The sequence below is a fragment of the Pseudonocardia wallangbongensis genome, from assembly GCF_054486945.1.
In genome coordinates this window covers 20,219-34,407 of sequence record NZ_JBRERS010000020.1, presented here as the reverse complement: position 1 = coordinate 34,407, position 14,189 = coordinate 20,219, and the positions used below count along the sequence as shown (strand labels likewise).

16 protein-coding genes are annotated in these 14,189 nt (G+C 73.2%); 11 read left to right on the top strand and 5 right to left on the bottom strand.

Annotated features, from left to right (window positions below):
* Positions 1 to 9: 9 nt before the first annotated feature.
* A complete protein-coding gene (locus ACU436_RS39780) occupies positions 10 to 1,251 on the bottom strand; it encodes an isochorismate synthase (RefSeq protein WP_459032316.1) in 1,242 nt (413 codons plus the stop codon).
* A gap of 97 nt (positions 1,252 to 1,348) precedes the next feature.
* On the opposite strand from ACU436_RS39780, the gene ACU436_RS39775 reads away from it, so the two are divergent.
* On the top strand, positions 1,349 to 1,837 hold the full coding sequence (locus ACU436_RS39775) for a DUF3592 domain-containing protein (protein WP_459032315.1): 489 nt from the start codon (positions 1,349 to 1,351) through the stop codon (positions 1,835 to 1,837).
* 12 nt (positions 1,838 to 1,849) lie between these two features.
* On the opposite strand, the gene ACU436_RS39770 is transcribed toward ACU436_RS39775, so the two are convergent.
* The 3 genes from ACU436_RS39770 to ACU436_RS39760 form a co-directional block, all read right to left on the bottom strand.
* Entirely contained in the window at positions 1,850 to 2,254 is a 405-nt protein-coding gene (locus ACU436_RS39770) for an MmcQ/YjbR family DNA-binding protein (RefSeq protein WP_459032314.1), read from the bottom strand.
* Between the two features lie 10 nt (positions 2,255 to 2,264).
* Positions 2,265 to 3,113 (bottom strand): DMT family transporter, encoded by an 849-nt coding sequence (locus ACU436_RS39765; RefSeq protein ID WP_459032313.1) that lies wholly within the window; start codon positions 3,111 to 3,113, stop codon positions 2,265 to 2,267.
* 86 nt (positions 3,114 to 3,199) lie between these two features.
* Positions 3,200 to 4,033, bottom strand: a complete 834-nt coding sequence (locus ACU436_RS39760; RefSeq protein WP_459032312.1) for an inositol monophosphatase family protein — start codon at positions 4,031 to 4,033, stop codon at positions 3,200 to 3,202.
* Between the two features lie 154 nt (positions 4,034 to 4,187).
* Here ACU436_RS39760 and ACU436_RS39755 point away from each other — a divergent pair, with 154 nt between their 5' ends.
* The gene (locus ACU436_RS39755; protein WP_459032311.1) at positions 4,188 to 5,342 is read left to right on the top strand and encodes a glycosyltransferase family 4 protein; all 1,155 of its coding nucleotides are present in this window, start codon (positions 4,188 to 4,190) and stop codon (positions 5,340 to 5,342) included.
* Between the two features lies 1 nt (position 5,343).
* Positions 5,344 to 6,450: a glycosyltransferase gene (locus ACU436_RS39750; RefSeq protein ID WP_459032310.1), complete on the top strand. Its 1,107-nt coding sequence runs from the start codon at positions 5,344 to 5,346 to the stop codon at positions 6,448 to 6,450.
* 11 nt (positions 6,451 to 6,461) lie between these two features.
* On the opposite strand, the gene ACU436_RS39745 is transcribed toward ACU436_RS39750, so the two are convergent.
* Complete coding sequence (locus tag ACU436_RS39745; protein WP_459032373.1) at positions 6,462 to 7,148, bottom strand: TetR/AcrR family transcriptional regulator; 687 nt, start codon at positions 7,146 to 7,148, stop codon at positions 6,462 to 6,464.
* 152 nt (positions 7,149 to 7,300) lie between these two features.
* On the opposite strand from ACU436_RS39745, the gene ACU436_RS39740 reads away from it, so the two are divergent.
* From ACU436_RS39740 to nuoE, 8 genes are all read left to right on the top strand, one after another.
* Positions 7,301 to 8,038: an SDR family oxidoreductase gene (locus ACU436_RS39740; protein ID WP_459032309.1), complete on the top strand. Its 738-nt coding sequence runs from the start codon at positions 7,301 to 7,303 to the stop codon at positions 8,036 to 8,038.
* 126 nt (positions 8,039 to 8,164) lie between these two features.
* Positions 8,165 to 8,851 carry a demethylmenaquinone methyltransferase gene (locus ACU436_RS39735; protein WP_459032308.1) on the top strand — a complete coding sequence of 229 codons (687 nt, stop codon included), beginning with the start codon at positions 8,165 to 8,167 and terminating at the stop codon, positions 8,849 to 8,851.
* Between the two features lie 93 nt (positions 8,852 to 8,944).
* Positions 8,945 to 10,240, top strand: coding sequence for a geranylgeranyl reductase family protein (locus ACU436_RS39730; RefSeq protein ID WP_459032307.1), 1,296 nt, complete (start codon positions 8,945 to 8,947; stop codon positions 10,238 to 10,240).
* Between the two features lie 103 nt (positions 10,241 to 10,343).
* Positions 10,344 to 10,709 carry an NADH-quinone oxidoreductase subunit A gene (locus tag ACU436_RS39725; protein ID WP_345605953.1) on the top strand — a complete coding sequence of 122 codons (366 nt, stop codon included), beginning with the start codon at positions 10,344 to 10,346 and terminating at the stop codon, positions 10,707 to 10,709.
* Between the two features lies 1 nt (position 10,710).
* The gene (locus ACU436_RS39720; protein WP_459032305.1) at positions 10,711 to 11,259 is read left to right on the top strand and encodes a NuoB/complex I 20 kDa subunit family protein; all 549 of its coding nucleotides are present in this window, start codon (positions 10,711 to 10,713) and stop codon (positions 11,257 to 11,259) included.
* Positions 11,260 to 11,265: 6 nt separating this feature from the next.
* Positions 11,266 to 12,102 carry an NADH-quinone oxidoreductase subunit C gene (locus tag ACU436_RS39715; RefSeq protein WP_459032304.1) on the top strand — a complete coding sequence of 279 codons (837 nt, stop codon included), beginning with the start codon at positions 11,266 to 11,268 and terminating at the stop codon, positions 12,100 to 12,102.
* Complete coding sequence (locus tag ACU436_RS39710) at positions 12,099 to 13,418, top strand: NADH-quinone oxidoreductase subunit D (protein ID WP_459032303.1); 1,320 nt, start codon at positions 12,099 to 12,101, stop codon at positions 13,416 to 13,418. The genes ACU436_RS39715 and ACU436_RS39710 overlap by 4 nt, the downstream gene beginning before the upstream one ends.
* A gap of 14 nt (positions 13,419 to 13,432) precedes the next feature.
* Positions 13,433 to 14,188 (top strand): NADH-quinone oxidoreductase subunit NuoE, encoded by a 756-nt coding sequence (gene nuoE / locus ACU436_RS39705; protein ID WP_459032372.1) that lies wholly within the window; start codon positions 13,433 to 13,435, stop codon positions 14,186 to 14,188.
* Position 14,189: the final 1 nt, after the last annotated feature.

The window sequence follows — 14,189 nt, the reverse complement described above, 5'->3', positions numbered from 1 at the left end:
TCGAGCTGCTCAGCCCAGCCCGGCGTCCTCGAGCGCGTCCCGGACGGCGAGCATCTTCGCCGCGGCCTCCCGCACCTCGGTGTCCGGATCGGAGTCGGCGACGATCCCGCAGCCCGCGAACAGGCGCGCGACCGGCCCGTCCAGCTGAGCGCACCGCAGGGCGATCCCGAGCTCGCCGTCGCCGTTGCCGTCCATCCAGCCGACGGGGCCCGCGTAGCGGCCGCGGTCCATGCCCTCCAGCTCGGCGATGAGGGTGAGCGCGGCATCGCGCGGAGTACCGCCGACGGCGGCCGTCGGGTGCACGGCGGCGGCGAGCCGCAACAGCGAGGCGGGCGACTGCGGGTCGAGCTTCCCGTGCACGTCGCTGGACAGGTGGGAGACGTTGCGCAGGGCGATCACCGACGGCGTGTCCGGCACGTCGAGGGTGGTGCACATCGGACGCAGGGCGTCGGCGAGCGAGTCGACGGCGAGGGCGTGCTCGTGGCGGTCCTTCGCCGAGCCCAGGAGCTGGCCGGGCAGGTCGTCGCACTCGCCGGGCCAGATCGTGCCGGCGAGCACCCGGGACGAGACGGTGCCCTCGGAGCGGCGCACCAGCAGTTCGGGCGTGGCGCCGACGAGACCGTCGACGGAGTAGGACCAGCAGGTGGGGTAGCGCTTCGCCAGGCCGGCGAGCAGGAACCGCGGGTCGAGCGGGATGTCGCCGACCGCGAGCAGGTCGTGGGCGAGCGCGGCCTTCTCCAGCTCGCCCGCGCGCATCCGGCGCACGGCCTCCGCCACCGCCCGCCGGTAGCCCGACACGGGCAGCAGGCCGTCGGCGAACCGCAGCGCGCCGCTCGGCCGGACCGGGGTGACGGCGCGCACCGCCGGCGGGCCGGCGCCGTGCGCGAACTCGGTGATCCACGCGACCCCGTCGCGGCGCCCGACGAGCACCCTCGGGACCACCAGCACCGAGCCCTGCGAGGTGTCGCTGAACGTGAAGCTGACGAACGCCACCGGGCCGGTGCCGGGCAGGTCGACCTCGTCGCTGACCCGCAGCCCCGCCCGGAAGGTGCGCCACCACGCGTCGGCCTCGGCGAACCGGTTCTCGCCCGACACCGGGAGGCGGGCGACCTCGCCCCAGCCGACGAGCCCGTCGGATCCGCGGACCCACGCCAGCGGGTTGCGGTCGTCCGGGAGGAGCTCGAGCAAGCCACCCGGGTCGACGCGCCTGGTTCGCACGCCCAACCCGGTCGGTAGCGGGGCGATCGTCACGTTTCCGAGAGTAAGAGGCGCTCCGCGTTCGTGTCCGCTCGACCCGGGAGGCACCGGCCACACCGGCCCATCCACCAGGCCTCTTACGATGGGGGACGTGACGAGTGGCACCCAGACGACAGGCACCGGGCGCACCCGCGCGATCGACGAGCTGGCATCGCTGATGCGCCCGATCCGGCACTTCGCGGTCACCCGGTCCGCCGAGATCGTGGTCGGCATCGCCGTGCTCGCCACGGTGCTCGGCCTGCTCGCGCTGGCCGGCGCCGTCGTCGACGACCGCGCCATCTCGGCCAACCCCGGCTACGCGGAGGCCGAGGTCCTCGACGGGTCGACGTTCGCACGCACGGTCGTCCGCTTCACGGTGGCCAGCGGGGAGACCGTGGTGCCGGAGTACGGGGTCTTCAACCCGTCCGGGCTCCAGGTGGGCCAGTCGGTGGCCGTCGAGTACGACCTCGGCAACCCCGAGCTGGTCCGGGTGGCCGGGAGCAGCGCGTTCGGCGAGGCGGGCCCGCTCTCGCTCGCCCTCGCCGCGGTGTGGGCGGTGCTGGGCCCGCTGGCGCTGTGGCTGCGCCGCCGGCGGGGCTGAGCACCGCTGTCGTCAGGAGTGGTACTTCTCGGCGAGCGCCGGCGGGGCGCAGGCCAGCCAGCCGTCGAGGAGGGCCTCCCGCACCGCCGCCTCGGTGGCCTCGTCCAGCTGGACGAGCACCGCCGCGTACCCGTCGAAGTGCGGGATCGTGAAGAAAGCGCCCGGGCCGGCGGCGAGCACGGCCTCCTTCTCGTGGAGGTCGGCGACGCGGATCGCGAGTATCGGGCCTTCCGGAGGCGTCTCGGCGCCGTAGCGCCGGATGTCGGCCTTGCTGAACGGCCGCTCCCAGGCGAAGACCTTGGGCCCGCTCCGCTTCGTGGTACCCGGCAGCGCCCAGGCCCGGTTGCCGTGCCGGTCGATCTCGACGATCTCGGGCAGCTCGATGGCCATGCGCGCCACGTCGTCGAGGCTCACCATCCCGGGGACGCTACCGCGCGGGCCGCGTGGCCAGCGCCACCCCGAGCACGGTGACCACCATCCCGCCGATCGCCACCACACCGAGCGTCTCGCCGAACATCGCGAACGCCATCAGCGCCGTGATCCCGGGGACGAGGTAGAAGTAGCTCGTGACCTGGGCGGCCGCGCCGCGGCGGAGCATCAGGAACAGCAGCGAGATGCCACCGCCGGTCAGCACCAGCACCGACCAGACCAGTGCGCCGACCAGCTGCGGCGTCCAGTCGAACCGGAACGACTCGAGCGCGAGCGCGAACGGCGACGTCACGGCGAGGGCCGCGGCGAACTGCACGACCTGGCCGGTGCGCAGGTCGAACACCGGGCAGAACCGCTTCTGGTACAGCGTGCCGGCCGTGATCGCGAGCAGGGCCATGACCGTGAGCCCGAGCGTCAGCGGTGAGAGCCCCGCACCGGTCAACCGGTTGGACACCACGAGCGCCACGCCGGCGAACCCGAGGAGCAGCCCGACCACCTGTCGCCTGCCCGGTCGCTCGCCGAGCAGCCCGGCGAACGCCGCGGTGAGCACCGGCTGCAGGTTCACGACGAGCGCCGCGACGCCGGCCGGCATCCCGGCGGCGACGGCGGCCCACACCCCGCCGAGGTAGCCCGCCTGGATGCCGACGCCCGCCACCGCGATGTGCACCGCCTGCCGCCCGCGTGGCCATGCCGAGTGTCCCGCCAGGGCGAGGGCGAGCATCAGCACGATCACGCCCGCGTAGCGCAGCACCAGGAAGCTCAGCGGCTCCGCATACGGGGCGGCGTACTTCGCCACGACGAAACCGGACGCCCAGATGACGACGAACGCGAACGGCGTGGCGCGCACGGCGAGGGCGGTGCGGGATCCGGTGGTGCTGATGCCCGACCCTAACCGGCGTTCCGGCCCTGCTCAGCCGTATTCGGCGCGCGGCGTCATCCCCTGGAAGCCCGCCACCAGCCGAGCACGGCGTCGAGCGCGCCCGGCACGGCGACGATCATCGCCTCGCCGGGCAGCGGGTCGGGGCGCCCGCTCCCGTCGACGATCGTGGCGCCGGCCTCGGTGGCGAGGCAGGCGGCGCCCGCGACGTCCCACTCGCGGTGGCCCTCGAGCACGGCGGCGACGGCGTGGCCGAGCGCCACCTGCGTGATGGCGAGCGCCGAGGAGCCGAGGGAACGGATCGCGGCGTGGCCCGCGGCGGCTCGCCGGGTGAAGCCGGCTGTGCGGTCGGGTCCGAGCTCGACGCAGATCAGCCCGCCCGCCGGTGCCCGGGGAACGACCCGGACCGGGACGCCGTTCGCCCGCACCCCTCGTCCGCGGGCGGCGGCGTAGATCTGAGCCCGGCTCGGGTCGGCGATCACCCCCACGACCGGACCGGAGGCGTCCACCAGCGCGAGACTGTATGCGCACCACGGGAATCCCGCGACGTAGTTCGCGGTGCCGTCCACGGGGTCCACGACCCACCGGTACGGCGCGCGGTGCGCGTCCGGGTCGGCGCCATACTCCTCCCCGACCACGGGCACGCCGGGGAACTCGGCGGCGAGCACCCGGCGGGTGTGGCGCTCGAGGGTCCGGTCGGTGTCGGTCACCCAGTCGAACGGGTTGGCCTTGTGCGCGGCGCCGCTGTGCTGCTCGCGGCCTGCGGTGGCCGTGATCACCTCGGCCGCGTCGTTGGCGAGCCGCCCGGCCACCTCGAGGGCGCAGGACATCAGTCCTGCCTCGACCGGGAGCGGGGCCGGGGGTGCGCTCGGATCCTGCTGGACGGTCATGTGGCCCGAGCGTCACCGGCTCCGGTGTCCCGGGTGCGTCCCGCAGGTGACGTGCCGACGATCACACGGCCAACTGTGCGACGGACACGGGCTGTTCCTGCGCAGTTCGGTGGCTCGCCACCGGCGCGATCCCCGACCGGGAGACGGTGCCACCGTGCGCGTCGCGATCGTCTCAGAATGCTTCCTCCCAGTGGTCAACGGCGTCACCAACTCCGTGCTCCGGGTGGTCGAGCACCTCACCGCAGCCGGGCACGAGGTCCTCGTCGTGGCGCCGGGCATGGACGGGCCCACCGAGTACGCGGGCGCCCCGGTCGTGCGGATCAGGGAGCTGAACCTGCCGGTGGTGTCGTCGATGCCGGTCGGCGTGCCGAGCAGGCGGGTGCTGACCGCCCTGCGCGAGTTCGGGCCGGACGTCGTGCACCTCGCGGCGCCGTTCGTCGTCGGGTACCGGGGGCTCGCGGCGGCGCGCCGGCTGGGCATCCCGACGGTCGCGGTCTACCAGACCGACGTGGCCGGCTTCGCCTCCTCCTACGGCCTCGGTCTCACCGCCCGTGCGGCGTGGCTCTGGACGTGCCGGCTGCACGGGCAGGCCGACCGCACCTTGGCGCCGTCGAGCTGGGCCACCGCCGCGCTGCGGGCGCGCGGGGTGCCGCGGGTGCACCAGTGGGCGCGCGGCGTCGACACCCGGCGGTTCACCCCGTCCAAGCGCGACGACGGGTTGCGCGCCGAGCTGGCTCCCGCGGGTGAGCTGCTGGTCGGTTACGTGGGGCGGCTGGCGCCGGAGAAGCAGGTGGAGCGGCTCGCGGCGCTGCACGGGCTGCCCGGCGCCCGGCTCGTCGTCGTGGGCGGCGGGCCCAGCGAGGAGCGGTTGCGGGCGGCCCTCCCGGCCGCGGCGTTCCTCGGCTTCCGGGAGGGCGACGAGCTCGCCCGCATCTACGCCTCGCTCGACGTGTTCGTGCACACCGGCCCGTCCGAGACGTTCTGCCAGGCGGTGCAGGAGGCGCTCGCGTCCGGGCTGCCCGTGGTGGCCCCGGACGCCGGCGGCCCGCGGGACCTCGTGCTGCCCGGCCGCACCGGCTTCCTCGTCCCACCGCACCCCGAGGGGGCCGGCCCGGACGACGGGGTGTCACGGGCCGCGGACGCCGAGCTGCGCGCGGCCGTCGAGGCCCTCGCCGACCCGCAGCTGCGCCGCCGGTTCGGCGCCGCCGCCCGGCCGTCGGTGCTGCGGCGCACCTGGTCGGCGGTGTGCGACGAGCTGGTGGCCCACTACGCCGAGGTCGTCGGCGGGCGCACCGCCGCGGCGGCCTGAGTTGCGAATAGTCCAGCTCGCGAACTTCTACGGCCCGCGCTCCGGTGGCCTGCGCACCGCGCTGCACCACCTCGGCGCGGGCTACGGCGCGCAGGGGCACGAGGTCGTGCTCGTGGTGCCGGGCCGGCGGTCCGCGGACGAGCTCCTGCCCAGCGGGATCCGGCGGATCACGATCGCCGCGCCCGGGCTGCCCGGCACCGGCGGCTACCGGGCGGTCGACCCGTGGCGGGTGCAGCGGCTGCTCGAGCGGCTGCGCCCCGGCGCGATCGAGGTGTCCGACCGGCTGACGCTGCGCGGCCTGGGGGCGTGGGCGGCGCGCCACGGCGTGCCGAGCGTGGTGATCTCCCACGAGCGCCTCGACCGGCTGCTCGCGCAGTTCCTGTTACCCGGGGCCGCGGCCCGGCACGTCGCCGATGTGGCGAACGCCCGGATGGCCGCCGCCTACGACACCGTCGTCTGCACGACGTCGTTCGCCCGGGCGGAGTTCGACCGCATCGGCGCGTGCAACGTCGCCCAGGTCCCGCTCGGCGTCGACCTCACGGCGTTCTCGCCCCGGCACCACGACCCGGGCCTGCGCTCCGGTCTCGCCGACGGCGCCGACACCCTCCTCGTGCACTGCGGGCGGCTCTCGCCGGAGAAGCACCCCGAGCGCAGCATCGACACGGTGGCCGCCCTCCGCGCCGCGGGGCACCGGGTGCGGCTGGTCGTCGCGGGTGACGGGCCCCGCCGCCCCGCCCTGGAGCGGCGGGCCGCCAGGCTGCCGGTGACGTTCGTCGGCTTCGTCCGCGACCGCACCCGGCTCGCCCGGCTGCTGGCGTCGGCGGACGTCTCGCTCGCCCCCGGCCCGCACGAGACGTTCGGGCTGTCCGCGCTGGAGGCCCTCGCGAGCGGCACGCCCGTGGTGGTGTCGGCGTCGTCCGCCTTGCCGGAGATCGTCGGCCCGTCGGGTGCTGCGGCGCTGGACCGGCCGGACGCGTTCGCCGCGGGCGTCACGACCCTGCTCGCCGCCGACGAGGCCGCCCGGCGTGCGGCGGCGCGGGCGCGCGCGGAGCAGTTCGGCTGGCCGGCGTCGGTGGCCGGGATGCTGGGGATGCTCGCGGCGTCCTGACGTCCGCGCCCTCATGCCGTCGCGCCGGCCAGGGTGTCGAGCCAGTGCAGCAGGAGCGCGGTCTCGGGCTCACCCAGCTCGGTCGGGCGGTTGCGCAGGACGGCGGCCAGCTGCAGGGCGGCGACCACGAGCGCGTCGGGGCCGTCTCCGGGGTCCGGGTGGTCCGGCACGAGCACCGCGGCGTGGACGGCGTCGCGCACCCGCCGGGACAGGTCCGGGTCGGGGTAGTTCTCGGGCTGCGTCACCAGGTTGAGCGCCACCCCGATGTTCGCGGACATGATCATCTGGGCGGCCGTCCCGGGCTCGACGTGCAGCCTGCCCGCTGCGGCGCACCGGTCGAGGACCTCGCGCAGCAGGCGCATCGCCTCCTGGGCGGCGGTGGGCACCGTGGCGAAGCCGGGCGAGAACATCAGCCGGTAGACGGCCGGGTGCGACCTCGCGAACTCGACGTGGGTGTCCCACCCGTTGCGCAGGTCCTCGACCGGGTCCGCGGACGGCTCGGCGGCCCGCTTCGTGGCCAGGTAGCGGTCGAACCCGTGGTCCACCAGGGCGCTGAGCAGCCCGTTCTTGTCCCCGAAGAGCCGGTAGAGGACGGGTGCGCCGACGCCCACCGCCTCGCACACCGCCCGCGTGGCGATGTCGCGGTCCGGTGAGGCGTTCAGCAGTTCCTCGGCCGCCTCGAGCATCCGTGCGCGCATGTCCACGGCTTGATCGTAGCGTTACTAACAGCGGATCCGTATGAGTGTTACGCGCGTCATAGCGGCAGTCCTCCGAAAGCGTAGCGCGGATACGACGGTGGTGTTAGCGTCGATCTCGTTCGAACGGAACACTGCTACGAAGGAGCGGGACCATGACGGACAGCACTCCGCGCGTCGCGATCGTGACCGGCGGTTCCGGCGGCATCGGGCGAGCGGTCGCCGAGCGCCTCGCCGCGGACGGGATGAGCGCGCTGGTGCACTACGCGGGCAACCCGGGACGGGCCGAGGAGACGGTGGACGCGATCGTCGCCGCCGGGGGCACCGCGAGCGCGGCCCGGGCCGACGTCGCGGACGAGGCCGAGGTGGCGGCCCTCTTCGACGAGGCGGAACGGCGCTACGGGGGCGTCGACGTGGTCGTGCACACGGCCGGGATCATGCTGCTCTCCCCGCTCACCGAGCTCGACCTCGACGACCTCGACCGGATGCACCGGACCAACATCCGCGGGACCTTCGTGGTGGACCAGCAGGCCGCCCGCCGGGTGCGCCGCGGTGGAGCGATCATCAACTTCTCCACGTCCGTGACGAAGATCGCGCTGCCTTCGTACACCGCCTACGCCGCCAGCAAGGGCGCCGTCGACGCGATGACCCTGATCCTCGCGAGGGAGCTGCGCGGCCGCGACATCACCGTCAACGCCGTCGCGCCCGGCCCGACCGCCACCCCGCTGTTCCTGGACGGCAAGGAGCAGTCGGTGGTCGACCACATGGCGTCGATGGCCCCGTTGGAGCGGCTCGGCGTCCCCGCCGACATCGCCGAGGCCGCGGCGTTCCTCGCCGGCCCGGCCCGCTGGGTCAACGGACAGGTCCTCTACGCCAACGGCGGAATCATCTGAACAGGAGATCGATCATGTCGAAGAACATCGTCGTCACCGGGGCGTCCAGCGGCGACCGCATCCGCGCGGAGTTCTACCGGCGCATCGGGCTCGGGGACCTCCCGCGCCCCGCGTAGCGTTCCCGGCGTGAGCAGGGCCGACCTCGACAAGGACCCGCGCGACGTCGCCACGATGTTCGACGGCGTCGCGCGCCGCTACGACCTGACCAACACCGTGCTCACGGCGGGTCAGGACCGGCGGTGGCGGCGCATCACGCGGGAGGCGCTCGCCCTGCGCCCGGGGGAGCGGGTGCTCGACCTCGCCGCCGGGACCGCCGTCTCGACCGTGGAGCTGCGGCGCTCAGGCGCGTGGTGCGTGGCGGCCGACTTCTCGCTCGGGATGCTGCGGGCGGGCGCCCACCGGCCGGTGCCCAAGGTCGCGGCCGACGCGCTGCACCTGCCGTTCCGCGACGGCGCCTTCGACGCCGTCACGATCTCCTTCGGGCTGCGCAACGTCGCCGGACCCGACGCCGCCCTCGCCGAGCTCGCGCGCGTCACGCGTCCCGGCGGGCGCCTGGTGGTGTGCGAGTTCGGGCGGCCGACCGTCGCGCCGTTCCGGGTGGCCTACCACGTGGGCCTCGCGCACGTGCTGCCCGCGATCGCCCGGCGGGTGTCCAGCAACCCGGAGGCGTACGCGTACCTGGGCGAGTCGATCCGGGACTGGTCGGCCCAGCCCGAGCTGGCCCGCCGCATCGCGAGGGCGGGCTGGACCGGCGTCGCCTGGAGGGACCTCGCGCTGGGCGCCGTGGCCCTCCACCGCGCCACTCGGCCGTGACATCCGGCATTCCGGACCGACCTGGGGGCGCGTCCCCGGACCAGGGTGCTTAGACTCGGCTACGACTTCGTGAATCCGTTCACAAGGAGCCGAATGGCCGTCCCCGAACCCACCACATCGGACGCCGACGTCATCGTCGTCGGCGCGGGTCCCGCCGGATCCACCGCCGCCGCGTACCTCGCCAGGGCCGGTTTGGACGTCCTGCTGCTGGAGAAGTCGACGTTCCCCCGGCCGAAGGTGTGCGGCGACGGCTTCACCCCGCGCGGCATGAAGCAGATCATCGACCTCGGGATCGACTGCTCCGAGGCGAACGGCTGGCTGCACAACAAGGGCCTGCGCGTGGTGGGCGGCGGCACCACGCTGGAGCTGGCCTGGCCCACGCTCGCGAACTTCCCCGACTTCGGCGCCGTGCGGCCCCGCCAGGACTTCGACGAGCTGCTCGTGCGCCACGCGGAGAAGCTCGGCGCCCGGCTGCACGAGGACACCACGGTCACCGAGGCGGTCACCGACCAGCGCACCGGGCGGATCGTCGGCGTCACCGGCACCGTCGGGAAGGGCAAGGGCAAGCGGCCGGTCTCCTTCCGCGCACCGCTCACGCTCGCCTGCGACGGTGTGAGCGCCCGGCTCGCCCTCTCACTGGGTATGGCCAAGCGCGAGGACCGCCCGATGGGCGTGGCCGTGCGGCGCTACTACAACTCGCCGCGCACCCACGACGACCACCTCGAGAGCCACCTCGAGCTGTGGGACCGTTCCGACCCGGCGAACCCGAAGCTGCTGCCCGGCTACGGCTGGATCTTCGGGATGGGCGACGGCACGTCGAACGTGGGGCTCGGGATCCTGTCCACCTCGAAGGCGTACGGCAACACCGACTACCGCGCGCTGCTCAAGTCGTGGCTGGACGGCACGCCTGCGGAGTGGGGCTACCGCGACGAGAACGCGGTCGGCACCGTCGGCGGCGCCGCGCTGCCCATGGGCTTCAACCGCACCCCGCACTACCGGCCCGGCCTGCTGCTGGTCGGCGACGCGGGCGGCACGGTCAACCCGTTCAACGGGGAGGGCATCGCCTACGCGATGGAGTCGGCGGCCATCGCGGCCCGCTGCGCGGTGCAGGCCCACGCGCGCTCCGGCGCGTCCGCGGAGGCGGCGCTCGCCGGCTACCCGGTGGCGATGAGCCAGGCGCTGGGCAGCTACTACCGGATCGGCAACCTGTTCTCGAAGCTCATCGGCAACCCGACGATCATGGGAATGGCCACGAAGTACGGCCTTCCGCGAGTCACGCTCATGCGGTTCATCCTGAAGCTGCTCGCCAACCTGTACGACCCGAGTGACGGCGCGGTCGGCGACCGCGTGATCACGGCGATGACCAGGCTCACACCGAGCTTGAAGTAAGGCTCGCCTGGGTCCGGATCGGCGCAACGCCCGACCTAGGGTCCCCGGCGGAATCAATAGAGCGATTCGACAACAACGAGACGACAACGACGAGGGTGAACGGATGCTCGATCCCTACCTCCCGCTGGTGCTGCTGTTCGCCCTGGCAGGTGCGTTCGCCCTGTTCTCGGTGACGGCGGCCCCCTACGTCGGCCCCCGCCGCTACAACCGCGCCAAGCTCGACGCCTACGAGTGCGGCATCGAGCCGTCGCCACAGCCCGTGGTGGGTGGGGGCCGGATGCCGGTCGCCTACTACATCACGGCGATGCTGTTCATCCTGTTCGACATCGAGATGGTCTTCCTCTACCCGTTCGCGGTGAGCGCCGACGCGCTCGGCCTGTTCGGGCTGGTGGAGATCGTGTTGTTCATCGTCACGGTCGGCTTCGCCTACGTCTACGTGTGGCGGCGTGGCGGGCTGGATTGGAACTGAGATGGGTCTCGAAGAGCACCTGCCCAGCGGCGTGCTGCTGACCAGCGTCGAGAAGCTGGTCAACTGGACGCGCAAGTCGTCGCTGTGGCCCGCCACGTTCGGGCTCGCCTGCTGCGCCATCGAGATGATGACCACCGGCGCGCCCCGCTACGACCTCGCCCGCTTCGGGATGGAGGTCTTCCGCGCCTCGCCGCGCCAGGCCGACCTGATGATCGTCGCGGGCCGGGTGAGCAACAAGATGGCGCCGGTCCTGCGCCAGATCTACGACCAGATGCCCGAGCCCCGCTGGGTGCTCGCGATGGGCGTCTGCGCGTCGTCCGGCGGGATGTTCAACAACTACGCGGTCGTGCAGGGCGTCGACCACGTCGTGCCCGTCGACATGTACCTGCCGGGCTGCCCGCCGCGGCCGGAGATGCTGATGGACGCGATCCTCAAGATCCACGCAAAGATCATGGACGAGCCGCTCGGCCACCGGCGGGCTGCTGAGCTGGCCGCGAGCGGCCACAAGACCGAGCTGGTCCCGTCGTCGATCAAGTACGCGAAGAAGTGACGGGTCATGCCTGACGAGAACACCGGAACGTCCAAGGACGACGCCGAGCGCACCGGCGGACCGCAGTCCTCGGCTGAGCGCAGCGGCGCGGACGAGGCCGCAACGCGCGCCGGCGGGGCCGAGACCGCCCGCGGCGGCGAGGTCGAGCGGACCGGCGATGAGGCCGCCCCGGAGGGCGGCACCCGCATCGGGCCCACCCGCGAGCGGAGCGGCATGTTCGGCGTCTCCGGCTCGGGCGACACGTCCGGGTTCGGCGGTCTCCGGCTCCCCGCGCACGTGCCCGCCCCGGCCGAGCGGCCCTTCGGCGGCTGGTTCGACGACTTCGCCGACGAGTTCGCCGAGGCGCTGGACGAGCACAGCATCCCGCGGGACGCCGTGCAGCAGATCACCATCGACCGCGGCGAGATCACCTTCTACGTGCGGCGGGAGTCGATCCTCGAGATCTGCCGCACGCTGCGCGACGAGGACGCCCTGCGCTTCGAGCTGTGCTCCTCGGTCTCCGGCGTCGACTACGGCGAGGACGTGCCGCAGCGGCTGCACGTCACCTACCACCTGACGTCGATGACCTACCGCCGCCGCATCCGCCTCGAGGTGTCGGTCGACGTCGAGGACGCGCACGTGCCGAGCGTCGTCGAGGTCTACCCCACGGCCGACTGGCACGAGCGCGAGACCTGGGACATGTACGGGATCGTCTTCGACGGCCACCCGGCCCTGACCCGGATCCTCATGCCGGACGACTGGGACGGCCACCCGCAGCGCAAGGACTACCCGCTCGGCGGGATCCCGGTGGAGTACAAGGGCGCGGAGATCCCTCCGCCCGATGAGCGGAGGGCGTACACATGAGCAACGACACATTCGACGCGTACGCCGCGGAGCGCGAGACCACCGAAGGCACCGTCTACACGGTCACCGGTGGCGACTGGGACACGCTCCTCGACGAGGAGCACGACGATCGCATCGTCATCAACATGGGTCCGCAGCACCCGTCGACGCACGGCGTGCTGCGGTTGGTGCTGGAGCTCGAGGGCGAGACGGTGCAGCAGGCCCGGTCGGTGATCGGCTACCTGCACACCGGCATCGAGAAGAACTGCGAGTACCGCACCTGGACCCAGGGCGTGACGTTCGTGACCCGCGCCGACTACCTGTCGCCGATCTTCACCGAGGTCGGCTACTGCCTCGCCGTGGAGAAGCTGCTCGGCGTCGAGGCCCCGCGGCGGGCCCAGGTGGCCCGCGTGCTGCTGATGGAGATCAACCGCATCGGCTCGCACCTGGTCGCGCTCGCCACCGGTGGTATGGAGCTCGGTGCGCTCACCGGCATGACGGCCGGGTTCCGGGAGCGCGAGGAGGTGCTCCACCTGCTGGAGTTCCTGACCGGCCTGCGCATGAACCACGCGTTCGTCCGCCCCGGGGGGCTCGCCCAGGACCTCCCGGACGGCTGGGAGGAGCGGGTCGCCGACTTCGTGAAGATCATGCGTGAGCGGCTGCCCGACTACGACAACCTCCTCACGGGCCAGCCGATCTGGCGTCAGCGCCTGGAGAACGTCGGCTACCTGCCGGTGGACGGTTGCCTCGCGCTCGGCGCCACCGGCCCGATCCTGCGCGCGGCCGGCCTGCCGTGGGACCTGCGCAAGACCGAGCCGTACTGCGGCTACGAGGAGTACGACTTCGACGTCCCGGTGGCCACGGAGGCCGACTGCTACGCGCGCTACCGGCTGCGGGTCGAGGAGATCCGCCAGTCGCTGAGGATCATCGAGCAGGCGGCGGCAAAGATGGAGCCGGGCCCGGTGATGGTCGAGGACCGCAAGATCGCCTGGCCCGCGCAGCTGTCCATCGGCGCCGACGGCATGGGCAACAGCCTCGAGCACGTCCGCAAGATCATGGGCCAGTCCATGGAGTCGCTGATCCACCACTTCAAGCTGGTCACCGAGGGCTTCTCGGTGCCGGCGGGCCAGGTGTACACGGCGGTCGAGTCGCCGCGCGGCGAGCTCGGCGTCCACCTGGTGTCGGACGGCGGCACCAGGCCGGTGCGCGTCCACCTGCGGGACCCCAGCTTCGTGAACCTGCAGACGATGCCGGCGATGAGCGAGGGCGGCATGGTCGCGGACGTCATCGCGTCCGTCGCGTCGATCGACCCCGTCATGGGAGGTGTGGACCGGTGACGTTGCCAGAGGGCATGCCGGAGGAGGTCGTCTTCGAGTCCGTGGTCGAGGACGCCGGGCCGGTCGTCGAGAGGTTCGACGAGCTCACCCGCCAGCGCACCAAGGAGATCATCGCGCGGTACCCGCAGTCGCGGTCGGCGCTGCTGCCGCTGCTGCACCTGGTGCAGTCCGTCGAGGGCCACGTCAGCCAGGACGGCATCCGCTACTGCGCGGACGCGCTGGAGCTGAGCACGGCCGAGGTCTCGGCGGTGGCCACCTTCTACACGATGTACAAGCGCACTCCGTGCGGCGAGCACATCGTGAGCGTCTGCACCAACACCCTGTGCGCGGCGCTGGGCGGCGACGACATCTACGAGCGGCTGGCGGAGAAGCTCGGCGTCGGCCACGAGGAGACCGCGGGCGAGCCGGGCACCACCGGTTCCATCACGCTCGAACACGCCGAGTGCCTCGCGGCCTGCGACCTCGCGCCGGTGCTGCAGGTCAACTACGAGTACTACGACAACCAGACGCCGGAGTCGGCCGAGGAGCTCGTGGACGCGCTGCGGAAGGGCGAGAAGCCCCACCCCACCCGGGGTGCCCCGCTCACCGACTTCCGCACGGTGGAGCTGGAGCTCGCCGGGGTCTTCCCGGACCTCGTCGCGAGCGTGGAGGGCCCGTCGGTCGCGCCGGAGTCGGTGCGCGGCGCGCAACTCGCCTCGGAGCGCGGCTGGGTGGCTCCCGCGATGCCCGACAACCCGCCCGCGTTCCCTGTTCTGCCGGAGGGGAAGTAGC